At 41.3% G+C, this 13,778-nt stretch carries 9 protein-coding genes; 4 read left to right on the plus strand and 5 right to left on the minus strand.

Going from position 1 to position 13,778, the window contains the following annotated elements; genetic code table 11:
- Nucleotides 1-33: 33 nt before the first annotated feature.
- The gene (gene hpnA, locus V7L31_RS07690) at nucleotides 34-1,020 is read right to left on the minus strand and encodes a hopanoid-associated sugar epimerase (protein ID WP_334695693.1); all 987 of its coding nucleotides are present in this window, start codon (nucleotides 1,018-1,020) and stop codon (nucleotides 34-36) included.
- Nucleotides 1,017-3,803 (minus strand): efflux RND transporter permease subunit, encoded by a 2,787-nt coding sequence (locus tag V7L31_RS07695; RefSeq protein ID WP_334695694.1) that lies wholly within the window; start codon nucleotides 3,801-3,803, stop codon nucleotides 1,017-1,019. Before V7L31_RS07695 ends, hpnA begins: the two co-directional genes overlap by 4 nt.
- Before the next feature lie 221 nt (nucleotides 3,804-4,024).
- On the opposite strand from V7L31_RS07695, the gene V7L31_RS07700 reads away from it, so the two are divergent.
- The 4 genes from V7L31_RS07700 to V7L31_RS07715 all read left to right on the plus strand — a co-directional run bounded on the left by V7L31_RS07700 (nucleotide 4,025) and on the right by V7L31_RS07715 (nucleotide 9,466).
- The gene (locus tag V7L31_RS07700) at nucleotides 4,025-4,723 is read left to right on the plus strand and encodes a 5'-methylthioadenosine/S-adenosylhomocysteine nucleosidase family protein (protein ID WP_334695695.1); all 699 of its coding nucleotides are present in this window, start codon (nucleotides 4,025-4,027) and stop codon (nucleotides 4,721-4,723) included.
- Nucleotides 4,724-5,137: 414 nt separating this feature from the next.
- On the plus strand, nucleotides 5,138-6,850 hold the full coding sequence (locus V7L31_RS07705; protein WP_334695696.1) for a putative bifunctional diguanylate cyclase/phosphodiesterase: 1,713 nt from the start codon (nucleotides 5,138-5,140) through the stop codon (nucleotides 6,848-6,850).
- A 309-nt stretch (nucleotides 6,851-7,159) separates the two neighbouring features.
- Complete coding sequence (gene yhdJ / locus V7L31_RS07710; RefSeq protein ID WP_334695697.1) at nucleotides 7,160-8,092, plus strand: adenine-specific DNA-methyltransferase; 933 nt, start codon at nucleotides 7,160-7,162, stop codon at nucleotides 8,090-8,092.
- A gap of 249 nt (nucleotides 8,093-8,341) precedes the next feature.
- On the plus strand, nucleotides 8,342-9,466 hold the full coding sequence (locus V7L31_RS07715; protein ID WP_334695698.1) for a site-2 protease family protein: 1,125 nt from the start codon (nucleotides 8,342-8,344) through the stop codon (nucleotides 9,464-9,466).
- A 53-nt stretch (nucleotides 9,467-9,519) separates the two neighbouring features.
- Here V7L31_RS07715 and V7L31_RS07720 read toward each other — a convergent pair whose 3' ends face one another.
- The 3 genes from V7L31_RS07720 to V7L31_RS07730 all read right to left on the minus strand — a co-directional run bounded on the left by V7L31_RS07720 (nucleotide 9,520) and on the right by V7L31_RS07730 (nucleotide 13,646).
- Nucleotides 9,520-10,242: a choice-of-anchor K domain-containing protein gene (locus tag V7L31_RS07720; protein WP_334695699.1), complete on the minus strand. Its 723-nt coding sequence runs from the start codon at nucleotides 10,240-10,242 to the stop codon at nucleotides 9,520-9,522.
- A 566-nt stretch (nucleotides 10,243-10,808) separates the two neighbouring features.
- Complete coding sequence (locus tag V7L31_RS07725; protein ID WP_334695700.1) at nucleotides 10,809-11,354, minus strand: imm11 family protein; 546 nt, start codon at nucleotides 11,352-11,354, stop codon at nucleotides 10,809-10,811.
- A 78-nt stretch (nucleotides 11,355-11,432) separates the two neighbouring features.
- Nucleotides 11,433-13,646 carry a tetratricopeptide repeat protein gene (locus V7L31_RS07730; protein WP_334695701.1) on the minus strand — a complete coding sequence of 738 codons (2,214 nt, stop codon included), beginning with the start codon at nucleotides 13,644-13,646 and terminating at the stop codon, nucleotides 11,433-11,435.
- Nucleotides 13,647-13,778: the final 132 nt, after the last annotated feature.

Consider the following 13,778-nt stretch of genomic DNA (forward strand, 5'->3'; position numbering starts at 1 on the left):
GCGTATTGCATCTACACGTGAATCGCTATATTTTCATTTGACGTAACCTTGTGCAACAAACCAATCCACAGCATCTTTGAGTGCGGCGTTCAGCGAAGATTGAGGTAGACCCAACTCTCGTACAGCCTTTGAAGTATTGTAATACATAGGTTGTTTCGCCATCCGAACACCATCCAATGGCACTGAGGGCGATTTACCCAGTGGTGCGAGAATCTTTTCATCAACCCAGGCAACACTCAAGGGCAGCCAAGCGGGTACGGTTCTTTGAGGTGCCCTAAGACCTGTGATATCGGCGAGTTGTTCGAGTAGTTGCTTGAGACTGAGGTTTTGATGACCTAATATATAGCGATCGCCAGATTTACCCCGTTGCAAAGCCAGTAAATGCCCCCATGCCACATCCCGCACATCGATAAAATTTAGACCAGTATCCAAGTAAAAAGGCATTTGCCGTCGTAAAAACCGAAGTATTATATCACCAGTCGGGGTAGGTTTGATATCTAACGAACCAATGGGGCTGCTGGGATTGACAATAACTACTTCTTGACCTCTAGCAACGGCTTGGATAGCTTCTTGTTCAGCCAAAAACTTAGACTTTTTGTAGTCACCCACCAACTTTTCTAAGGGACTTTGATGTGTTTCATCGACGACTTCACCAGATAAGCCTACCCCAATCGCTGCTACTGAACTGGTGTAGACGGTGCGCTCAATCTCCGCTTTGCGAGCTGCTGCTAACACATTGCGCGTACCCAGGACATTGTGATGGTGGAGTAACTCTCGGTCTTTTTGCCACAGGGAATAATGGGCTGCGACATGAAATAGGTATTGACAACCTGCCATCTGTTGCCAAAGATTTGGATCGTTCAAATCGCCTTTGACAATTTCCACATCCAAACCGCGTAGATTCTCCAAATTGCTGCTTGAGCGTACCAGCGCTTTAACTGTGTAACCTTGTTGCAGAAGCAACCGTACTAAATGGGCACCAATAAAACCCGTACCTCCCGTGACAAAAACCTGGCTCAAGGTGTCCCCCTCTGCTTAAATCGGGGAAACCAATCATCCAAAATGGTGTAAACTACTGGCACAACAATCAAACTGAGGATAGTTGAAGTTACTAGCCCACCAGCGATCGCTACGGCCATAGGCGATCGCAATTCTGAACCTGCACCTAAACCTAAAGCGATCGGTAACATCCCTAAAATTGTAGAGGCAGTGGTCATCATAATTGGTCTGAGGCGCACTAGTCCGGTGCTGAGAATCGCTTCAGTGCGCTCTAAGCCAGCGTTGCGTAACTGGTTAATGTAATCCACAAGTAAAATGGCATTTTTATTTGCTAGTCCCAATAAAAAGACGAAACCGATCAGTGAGATCATGCCAAAGTCGCTCTTGGTGATTAGTAACGCCAACATTGCCCCTACCAGTGCTAAAGGTAAAGATACACCAATAATTAGAGGGTCTACCCAGCTTTTGAATAACAAAATTAGTACGATGACAATGCACAGGGCAGATAGAGCCAGAGTAGTGCCGAAACTGCTAAATACTTCACCTTGACGGGCAGAGTCTCCCCCTAAATCTAAGGAAACATTAGAGGGTAACACCGCCTTTGCTTCCGCTACCACTTTGTCAGTGGCATCACCTAAAGATAGATTTTTGCCTAAATTAGCACTGATGTAGGCTACGCGCTGATTATTCAGACGCTCGATCTGAAAAACCGTACCCTGTGGATTCGTTTCACCTGTAATTGTGACATCAGCGAATCCTGGTAGCCTCTGAATCCTTTCTTTAATCGCTTTAACTGCTTTGCTCAAAGCTTGGAGATTATCACCTTGTAATGCTATTTGCAGAGGTTTTTGACCGCCAGAATCGACAAATTGAATATCTTCAACACTAGTAGTTACTCCAGAAAGAGCAGGTAAGGAGGAGCGCAATTGGTCTTGTAGTTCTCCAGTGGTGATTTTGCGATCGCCCTTTAACTTTACATATAGTGTCCCTTTATTAGGCTCACCCTCACGAGAACCAACAGTAGTAAATACTGTTTCAACTGCTGGTGATTTTCTCACAACATTTTCTAATTTCTTCGCAACCTCTAGAGAATCGTTCAAGGGATTGGGAATTTGAGACTGGGGAATAGAGTTTCTCCCCTGCCCCTCTGCTCCTCTGCCCCCCTGCCCCTCTGCCCCTCTGCCCCCCTGCCCCTCTGCCCCTCTGCCCCCCTGCCCCTCTGCCCCTCTGCCCCTCTGCTCCTCTGCCCCCCTGCCCCCCTGCCCCTCTCCTCCACTCGGAATACTCGGCAAAGGAGCCGTATAAGCAATATTAAATTCGCCGCGATCGAGTTTGGGAATAAAGCCTTTGGGAATTAGTGGAATCAGGACTATACCTACGATGAAGCTGAGGACAGCTAACCCGATAACTATCTTGCGGTGATTTAAAGACCAACTCAGCAAGTTTCTGTAAAATTGGGTAAATGCTAACCAGATTTTTCCTTCTCGACGCGGGGAGAGTGAGGATTTAGGTTTCAGCCAGTAGATAGCTAGTACTGGAGATAAAGTCCGAGCAACTAGCATAGAAGCAAGCATTGCCGCTGAAACCGTGATGCCGAAAGGCTTGAAGAATTGACCGATGACACCACCCATCAAACCTATGGGCAGAAAAACTGCGACTGCTGTCAAAGTGGCGGCGGTAACTGTCAACCCAATCTCATTTGTCGCTAAAAGCGCCGCTTGACGAGGAGTTTCCCCATCTTCAACGTGTCGCATGATGTTTTCTACATCGACGATCGCATCATCAACAATACTACCAATCACCAAAGCTAAAGCCAGCAGGGTGATTGTTTCCAAGTTAAAGCCGAAAATCGCCATGACGATAAACGTCGCCAACAAGGACGTAGGAATCGCCAAGGCAGAGATAAGAGTTGCCCGCCAATTCCATAAGAAAGGAAAAATGACTACTATTGATAGCAAGACTGCTTCTAGCAAAGCATCAATTGTTGACTGGGTAGCTTGGCGGATATATTCTGCTTGGGTGACAGCTAAAGTGAGTTTGACATCTTTAAGGGTAGAGCGTAGCCTTTGAACTTCTTTCTCAACCTGACTCACTACTTCCAAAGTGTTAGCATTACCGCGTTTTATCACCTGAAATGCCAGTGCATCTTGACCATTAAACCTAACTAATGTCGCCCCACCTTGGGGGAGAGCCGCTGCACTCGCATTTGCTGGATTTACTGGAGAAGTTGCAGTAGCAGCGCCTAGTAGTGAGACTTTTAGAACTCCTGGTAGTTTAGCGATCGCACTGACAATCTCATCTTGCGCTAACTTCGTCAAATCTTTGAGATTCCGTGTAGAACTCTCAATGGCATAACTAATGGCGGCTGATTCATTTAGATTTAGGGGAATAATTTTGGAAGTTGCTCCTGGAGGCAAAGTTAGCTGCTTCAGGGCAGTTTCAACCTTTTTAGTCGATGTTTCTAAATTCGTCCCAACGGCAAAAGAAAGGGCAACGGCTGTTTGACTAGGATAGGTGGATGAGCGAATATTCTCCAATCCTTCTAGGGAGCGGAGGCGTTCTTCTAGGGGTTTTGTGAGCTTCGCCTCAGTATCCAGGGCAGTTGTCAGGGGGGCTGTAGCATTCACAACCACCACTGGAAAAGTTATATCTGGAAACAAGGCATACTTAAGAGAACTGAAAGCCAGAATCCCGGCTACCGTTACGGCAATCCAAAAACTCACCGTCAGCCACGAAAATTGAATCGCCAATTTGGAAATATTGAAGAGTTCTCGTGCGGATTTTGAGCGATCAAGCTTTACCATCTTGGAAAATTATCGTGTGGGTGACACAATTATTAAGCAATTCAAAATTCAAAATGAAAAAACCTAATCCTAGCCAGTTGTTTGGCAGCAGCAATTACCTTGGGATTACGAGTTTTGGTGACTAGTAAATGGCAACATTATTTATTGTCACTCAGATATGACCCAATCTTGAATGCGAAAGGAAACTTCAGAGATGAAACTTAGTTCTACTGAGATATCTAGTGTCTAATTTTTTACCCATCGACACAATTCTGGTGCCTCAGGGAGCAGAATATAAAGCTGTGTGTCGCGGATTAAGCGGCATTACTGGCTCCATTCCAATAGTAGTAGCTATACCTGTTGGGATGAAACCTTTACTCAAATATTTGCAACAAGGACAATTTCTGACTCCAAAATCCAGAGTGCTGATTATGGGTTTATGTGGCAGCTTGAGCGATCGCTATACAGTTGGCGATCTTGTGCTGTATCAAGATTGTATTTATCAGGGAAAGCAGCAAGAATGCGATCGCACTTTAACAACACAATTGCACTCCCTAATCCCTACTCCCCACTCCCCACCAAATTTAGTCAAGTCACTGACGAGCGATCGCGTTATTTGGTCTGCTGCCGAAAAACGCCGTTTGGGTAAGACTTTGACTGCTGATGTTGTTGATATGGAAGGATTTACCGCCCTAGAATTTTTCAACACAGCCGAGGTATCCGTAGCAATACTGCGAGTAGTCAGCGACGATTGTCAGTATAATATCCCCGATCTCACATCAGCAATTAACTCTGATGGCTCTTTAAATTATTTTCCTTTGGCAATGGCAATGCTTCGACAACCCCTTGCTGCTATTCGGTTGATTCGAGGTTCATTAACAGCATTAAAGGTATTAGAGCAAGTTACAAATCTGCTCTTTTCAGGCTCTAGTCAGAAATAACCTGTTGCATCTTTACAGCAATTTTTAGGTAAATAGACTATGCGTAAGGGCACAGATAGCAATCCTAAATCATTCGTGAAAATCTCTCTTTAACTCTGCGTCATCTGTGTTTATACAGTTAGTGATAAAAAATTATTTTTCACAAATAACTTAGAAGGCTACATATTTTTTGCTCTTATACCATCTGAAGACAAACTAATAACAATCAACATAATTTAAGTATTGATTGTGAAATTTATTCGGGAATAAGTTTTACAGAAAATTTATCGTTATACATATCAATTGAAACCTATATTGGGAAACATAATATATAACCTCATCAGGGTTGGGTTCCAGGAGAGCTAATTCTACTGAATTGTGAATCAAAAACACCCAATAGCTCGGAACTAATTTAGCAGCTACCGCACAAAATTTATGAATCTCAATCACAACCTATACTTGTACTCGTTCCTAGCTCATTTTAGATGGCTCAAAAAAAGTTACACCGGTAAAATAATGTTGGTGGCATTTTTGGGAACTCACGTACCACTTTTGACTTTACTCTTGAGTTTCGTCATCTCAAACTCCTATTCTTTAGAGATGGCGATCCGAATTATGAGCATTGCTTTGTTGGCTACATTAGCAGGTACGGCTGCCACCCTCTACGCCCTACACCACCTCCTCAAACCGGTTATTTTGACATCTGCTGCGTTGCAAAATTATCTGAACACCAAAACCTTACCTGAATTGCCCACAGAATTTGCTGATGAAGCGGGTACATTGATGGCGGATACCTCACAAACTCTTCACAAATTAGATGAGTTAATTCACTACATCAGTAATTATGACGAGCTAACAGGATTACCCAATCGTGATTTATTCTGCGATCGCCTTCATCAGATTTTATCCAAACCTGAAAACAACCAACGCCTTGTAGCCGTCTTTTTACTGGCTATTGATGATTTCACTGATATGAGTCATGGGTTAAAGCCTGAAACAACAAATTTGTTATTAAGAGCAGTTGCTCAGAGATTATCAAGCTGCATAGGACAAACAGATGTTATTGCTCATTTGAGTGGAGATGAGTTTGCCATTGCTCGGATAGAGATTGTTTCTTTTGAAAGTGTAATTAAGCTGTCTCAGCTATTGTTAAGTACCCTCAATAAACCTTTTTCTCTAGAGGGTAACTTGATTCATATCACCGCCAGCATCGGCATCACCATGAATGGCATAAACGATCAAAATAGCGTAGATCAACTTTTGCAACAGGCTCACATCGCACTGTATCAAGCAAAACAGCAAGGACGTAGCCAATATCAATTCTATTCGCCGGAAATCAATGCTCAGTTGCAAGAGCGACTAACTTTAGAAAATGAATTACGTGGAGCGCTTACCCGCAACGAAATGCTGGTTTATTATCAACCTCTGATTGATTTACATAGCGGACAAATTACAGCTATGGAAGCGTTGATTCGCTGGCAGCATCCTACTTTAGGTATGATTTCTCCAGCAAAGTTTATCCCCATTGCAGAAGCCAATGGTGCGATCGTCGAAATTGGTGAATGGGTTTTGCGAACTGCTTGCGCCCAAAACCGTACTTGGCAGCTTGCTGGATTCACCCCGATTCGGATATCTGTGAATCTTTCAGCTCGACAATTTGAACAACCTTATCTGGTTGAAATAGTCAGCCAAATTCTTGAGGAGACTGGACTCCAAGCATCCGATCTCGAACTGGAAGTCACGGAAAGCTTCTTGATGGGTGACATAGAGCGATCGGTTAAAACCTTAAAAAAATTACGAGAACTGGGTATATGGTTGGCTCTAGACGACTTTGGCACCGGTTATTCCTCCCTCAACTACTTGAAGCGCTTTCCTGTGAATATGCTGAAAATTGATCAGTCATTTGTGCAGGATGTCACGTCCAATCCTGATAGTGCTGCCGTCACTAATGCGATTATTGCCCTGGCAAAAAGCCTGCGATTGAATATCACAGCAGAGGGTGTAGAAACCCAAGAACAGGTTGAATACTTGAAAATGCAGGGATGTCATGAAGGACAGGGTTACTACTTCAGTTGTCCTATCCCTGCCGATTTAATTACCGCGATGTTGCAGAAAAGTTCTCAGCAGATGGAGACAATTGCAGCATAAATAGATGCCTAAGCCATTACAACGTGTTCCATTTTGCACCTATCTCGGCGATCGCCCGAATACTTGTATAGCACTATGCACTAGATTGAGATTCTTTTTGTGTGGAAGTCTCACTACCACACAAAAAATTATCTGGGTTGAGCCGTATTAGAATCTATTTTTATTACGAAAATTAGCAGACTCATAGCACCTAGTTGTGGTTTTAATATCCAATCCTCAGGTGTAAGATATAATCAAGCCTTGCAATATTCAAATCAATACTGTAGATTTTAAGTCACATTTTTGTGTTACTTGCTCAAGGCGCGAACTGTGATTTCAAAAACTAAAATAGATATCAAAATATACAAAGACGATTTTCACACTATCATTCATGGCGATGCTCTTGAAAATTTAAAGCATCTTGAATCAGAATCCATTAACCTAATTTTTGCTGATCCGCCTTACAATATTGGCAAAAACTTCGATGGTTTAGTTGAAAATTGGTCGGAAGAAGAATTTCTTAACTGGACATATCAATGGATCGATGAATGCCATCGTGTCCTAAAGCCTAATGGTACTTTTTACCTAATGAACAGCACAGAGAATATGCCCTACCTTGATATCAAGTGCCGCAAGAACTTCTATATTAAAAGTAGGATTGTTTGGAATTATGATAGCTCAGGAGTGCAAGCAAAAAATTACTTTGGTTCTATGTATGAGCCGATAATTATGCTAACGAAGCATGAAAAGAACTACACGTTTAATTCCGATAATATCATGGTGGAAGCAAAAACTGGTGCAAAGCGTCAATTGATTGATTATCGAAAAGAACCTCCTCAGCCTTACAATACTCAGAAAGTACCGGGTAATGTTTGGGATTTTGCACGAGTACGTTTCAAAATGGAAGAATATGAAAATCACCCAACTCAAAAACCAGAAGCACTTTTAGAACGTGTTATTTTGGCATCTTCAAATATTGGAGATATCGTATTAGATCCATTTTCTGGTAGTTTCTCTACATGTGCAGTTGCTAAACGCTTAGGAAGAAAATCTATCGGGATCGAAATAAATAAGGAATACGTAAAAATAGGAATTCGCCGCTTAAATCTGCCGTCTAATTACGCTCCTGAAGAGTTAGCAAAAGAGAAAATAAGAAAAACAAAAAATCTTTCCAAGAAAGCCAGAGCTTTGCTTGAGGAACAGTCATGTTGCTTTGCTCAGAATTCAGAATTCAAAATTAATGATTCCCCTAAATTTATTTAGGGGTCAGTACACAATATTTTTCGGTTAAGGTAAGAGACGCGATGAATCGCCGTCTCTACAAGTGTTTTGTTGCTCATTCTGAACTGCATTGCTGTATCATCAGTCGTCTTTTATTACCAATAACCACACCTTTACGGACGGACACCACTACAGCCATCAAGATTAAAATCTCTTAACCTTTCGTTACAATAAAGACATCGAGTCGGAAGAAAGCAAAACCTCTCGAAGCTGAAATCAAAGGTGAACGACATGAATGGCACAATTCGCGTTGGTAATCTCTTCGGAATTCCCTTCTATATCCATCCGTCATGGTTTTTAGTTCTGGGTTTGGTAACTTGGAGTTATAGCAGTGGACTGGCGGCGCAATTTCCCCAATTGTCTGCGGGATTAGCTTTGCTACTAGGATTGATGACAGCGCTGATGCTATTTGCCTCTGTCGTCGCCCATGAATTAGGTCACAGTTTTGTTGCCATTGGTCAGGGAATTGATGTCAAATCCATCACGCTGTTTATATTTGGCGGTTTAGCAAGCTTAGAAAAAGAGTCGAAAACTCCAGGTGAGGCTTTTTGGGTTGCGATCGCCGGCCCAATGGTAAGTTTACTACTATGCGGTATCGTTACAGCCATTGGTGTTACTACTCCTGCATCAGGGCCATTAGCTGCAATTCTTGGTGTTCTAGCTTCTGTTAACTTGGCATTAGCCCTGTTTAACCTGATTCCTGGCTTACCCTTAGATGGCGGAAATATACTGAAAGCCATCGTTTGGAAAATTACAGGTAATCCTTATAAAGGTGTAACCTTTGCTAGCCGAGTTGGGCAAATCTTTGGTTGGGTCGCAATTCTTTCAGGTGTAGTTCCCCTACTATTATTTGGCAACTCCGGTAACTTTTGGAACCTGTTAATAGGCTTCTTCTTGTTGCAAAATGCTGGTAATTCGGCTCAATTTGCCAGAGTCCAAGAAAAACTCACAGGTTTGACAGCCGAAGATGCTGTAACTCATGATAGCCCGATTGTATCTGCTAATCTTACCTTGAGAGAATTTGCCGATGAGCGAGTCATCAGTGGGCAAAACTGGCATCGGTTCTTAGTGACTGATGATGATGGACAATTAGTAGGTGCGATGGCAATTGATAATTTAAGAACCATCCCCACAGCACTGTGGTCAGAAACTCAAGTCAAAGAAGTCATGCGACCAATTACCGAATCTACCACAGTCCAATCCGATCAACCTCTGCTGGAAGTTATGCAGTTACTCGAACAACAAAAACTATCTGTGCTTCCCGTAGTTCGTGAGAATGGTGTTCTAGTCGGAATCTTAGAAAAAGCTGCAATTATCCAGCTACTTCAAAGCCGAACCCAACCTAATCCTGCATAGTTAGTTGTCTCCAAAAATGGCAATCCTTTGTAGAGACGTGATTTATCGCGTCTCTACATTTTTATGCTCTTAGTATTTCTTCTCCAAGAATTTTTACGAGATATTAGGTATATTCCCAGCAAAGATAAACCCGCTACTGCCGTAGGTTCGGGCACAGCTTTGATTTTGGCATAAACGGCTGTTGTAGTTGTGGCCCCTTCAAGAGCCTTAATACTTATCTGGGGAACGTCTGGATTAAAGCCAGTTAGCTCAAGGGTATAATTATTGCCTTCAAATGTGAAATTTTGATTACTCAAATTTGTGTCTATATATACAAAATCTGCACTATTTTCAGGATCGGTTGCGTCGTTAAGTGTATTTATTAGACCCAATTTGAAGTCAAAAACTTGGCTGATGCCAACGGGAGGGCTAAAGGATACATTGAGATTTAAAGGTACAGATTCAACGCTTGTACCGCTGAATACCGTTCCGTTAAAGTAAATTAAATCAGCTATTTTGAATACAGAGTTAATATCCGCAGAAAACGAAGTTCCATTAAAGGTTAGTCTATTTGGAAGTCCTGTTGGTAAATCAGGTTCACCCCAAGTAAATGTATTGCTCCCCACACCTGTATATAGGGGTTCAGTATTAGCGCTTCCTGGAGTAGGTTCTCCCCATGTAGCGCTAGAGATACCAGGAAAAGTTAGAGCATAAGCTTGAGTAGAGAAACCAAATCCTGTAGCAGAACTCACAAAAAAACTAGATATAGCAGTAGCAAAAATAAAACTTAGTTTCATAATTTTAGGTTTTAATTATCATTCTGGAGTTTATTTTAAGTAGACCTCAAATCTACCTTAGTAAATTTACGTAAAATACGCCAATGTCTTATTGTGTTTTTTATAAAATATTTATATGGATTTAAAAATAAATTAATGAATAATTTATATTTGTGAAGTTAAGTTTATGGATTGCTAAAAGATTTCATAGCTTGGTAATTATTAAAAGAGGAGTTGCGTAAGCGTAGCCCGTCGTAGACATACCTACTTTACTTGGTTTTCTAATTAATTGTCAAGTTGATATCAAGTTACCATTTTTTGGCCGAAAACGTAAAGGATACAAGCCCCTGAATTTATTTATGGAGAAGCAAAAAAAGTATTTCTAGACGCACAGCGCATATTTACTATGTCCTTATTTCAAGCCCCTAAATTTATTTAGGAGAATTGTAATTTTTAATTTTTAATTCCCCAAAGGGGTTGACACCCTCTGTGATATTGGGGTGGATTTGATGTAAACTCCATATCCTTATCTTTGAGTCTTTCTGGCAATTTAAACTGTGTAATTAATTCTGTCTTGGTACTTAATCCTAAGCCACTTGCTTAAACTTCAGCCCTTTTAATTGACTCTCCTCTACTAAGTCCTTGAACTTTTGAGATACTAATATTCCGAATTTACATTCTGGGATGGCAAAAAAATGCTGATCTTGAATTAACTCTTCTTTAAAAGCATACTTTTCTATGCCCAAAACTCTACCAGTTTCTTCAAATATAAACAAATCCGCCTTTGAACGATCGAGGCAATCAATAATATTAATTACTTTTAAAATATTAAACTCACCTTCATCGCATTGCAAGGGCAGCAGTTTAACGCTATCACCAATTAAAGGCTCTAAAATTTTCCAAGCTCTATTATTACAAGCAAAAGTCCATCCAGTAACTCCAAGGAAATCACCTCGTTTAGTACTGAATGATTCAATTCCCACAGGTAAAGGAATCCATTCACTCTTTTCTTCAATGTCTTGATACATGGCAAAATTAAGAAACCTTGATAAAATGCTATGTGCATACTCTTGATTCAGAGGATAGAAACCATCATAATTATCGCTATCAGGAATAGGAATATATATATTCATGTAAATCCATCTCCATTAAGTTTTTGAAATATATTATGGGGGAAGCTCCAAACCCTGTTCCCTATTCTCTGCTGTATTTTATAACTTTGACAAAATCTCTGGCAACAACTGACTAGGAACTTTAGATAAAGCCAGATTTTGCCCCTGTATTCCTAATTCATTATGAAAAGCACGAATAGTTTTCACCACATAAGTGAAGGTTGTTTGGTAAGCCTCGGATTGTTTACTGAATCCGTTTAAGGCTTGCAAATGGTTATCTAATGCTACTTCTAAGTGTTGAGAACGTGTTGTTTTGTCGCCCTTAAAAGACTCATCTATTACTAGCTGATAATGAGCTAATCCCAGGTTATTGTAAGAGGCGAGCAAATCAAAACTTAAAGAAGTATCGCTAAGTGAGTGAGCCAAAGCTATAGCTTCTTCGTAAGCGTTGATACATAGTTGCAGATAATTTTGCCGTGCCTCTTTAGTTGTCTGAGATAGGTTTGCTAGATGCCAGTAAGCAGTACCCAGATTATTTTGTGTAGCGGCGCAGGCGGTGGGGAAATTTGCTGGAGTGCGATACTTGAGAGCTTCGTTGTAGACATTTATCGCTAACTGGAGATTTTGGGCAGGTTGTTCGTATTGTGCCAGATTCCAGCAAGCAGTACCGATATTATTTTGAATCATGCCATACTTGAGCGGTTCCTCTGCGGGGTTGTAGTGTACAAGTGCTTCATTGTAAGCTGCGATCGCTTTCTTTAAATTTAAAATTGGTTGATTATATTGCCCTAGATGCCAGTAAGCAGTACCCAAATTATTTTGACAAGCCGCATACTTTAATGAATCCATATCGGCTGTACGGTAGTTAAGTGCTTCACTGTAAGCTAAAACTGCTTGCTGCCAATTTTCAGATGGGTGAGAAAAACGGGCTAAATCACCATAAGCTGTCCCCAAATTATTTTGCACACGAGCGTAAGTTTCCAAATGTGTCTGGGGCGAAATCATCTTTAACGCCAACTGATAAAACTCTATAGCCTGCTCTATATAAGTTTGTCCTTCCTCTGAATTGGGTGGTGTGCGGTATAGCATCCAGTAGAGTGTACCCAAGTCATTCAAGATATCTGGAAGTTGTGGTGAATTTTCGTCATAGCTAATTGCCTCTTGATAGGCAATAATTGCCACCATCAAGTTTTCTAGGGTTGACTCTCCTTGCTCAATGCGAAGGCGGTATAAAGTGCCCAGACGATGATAAGCCTCTGCCAGTATCTCTTCTGAAACAAGATTTTCGTGTAATTCTTCAATTTCCAACAAAATCTGTTGTGGTTGTAAAGAATTCTCAATATTCTGAGCTATACCTGTATTGATTGTTGCTATTACTAGCTCCGTTAACTCACTGCTAATATAAGATAAAGACAACAGTGATTGATTATTAATTCCACTACCAGACCTATTCGTAGATTCCTGCGGTTGTGGCGTAGCCTTCAATAAATCCGCTGTTGATGATGAAGCTTCCTGAGTTTTATCTACGCGATTCCCTTGTATCTCTGGTGGGAAATCAGAATTATTCTCAAACTTGAACTCGGTGGCTGCGGTTCTAAGTTCTGCTTGGTTAACTGATTCATCTAGAATTGACTGTTCAATATTCCCTAAATCTAAGCTTCCAGAACGTGAAAAACGTTCTGGATAGCCCGAATTCTGATTTGCTGGTGTGGGTTCTCCAGCAAACACAAATACGCCAGTACGGCAACGCCAAAACTGTGGTGCTGATTGCTTGATAGCAGATAACCAAGGACGTGGTATCCACAGCAGCAAGTTAGATTCTAGGAATCGGCTGGATTCTTGTGTAGAGAAATATTGTTCACTTAAGCGGAGATAGTGTAAAAATAATCGTTGTGTGGCGACTGGTTGCTTAGTGAGATGCTCCACGCCGACAATCTGAAATGCTGGTACTGGAAAAGGTCTTCCAGGGCTATCTTTTGATACTCCAACCATTGGTGGTGGATAATTAGCCAACCATTGATTAATTTGGATTATGGGATTGGGATCGTTTAGATTCAAACGCAACGTTACTAATCGCGGATAAGCTGGAGTGCTATTTTCTTGAGCATTTGATGACTGATATAGCACCTGTCCAACAGGATAAGCCAATGTAGAATGCAGGCGGGCTGCTACCTGATTTCTTAAGTGTAGATTATCACATACAGCTAAAAATAGTTGTCGTCGTAAGCCAAGACTGAGGGCAAGTTTTAGGCGGTGGTATACTTGCCGATTCCAAGTAGAATTATTGTTGTGTGGAGTATCATTCACGCTCATAGCGGCTAAAGAGCCAAAACACAGTATATATCACCTTTTTAGGTGTATCTAAGTAGGATCAATTCATCATAAAAATGATTTTTTAAGGTGTCGCGGAAGTCCCCACTTTCTCTGCAAAAAGTATATAATTAT

Source organism: Nostoc sp., assembly GCF_036916655.1.
Taxonomy (GTDB): domain Bacteria; phylum Cyanobacteriota; class Cyanobacteriia; order Cyanobacteriales; family Nostocaceae; genus Nostoc.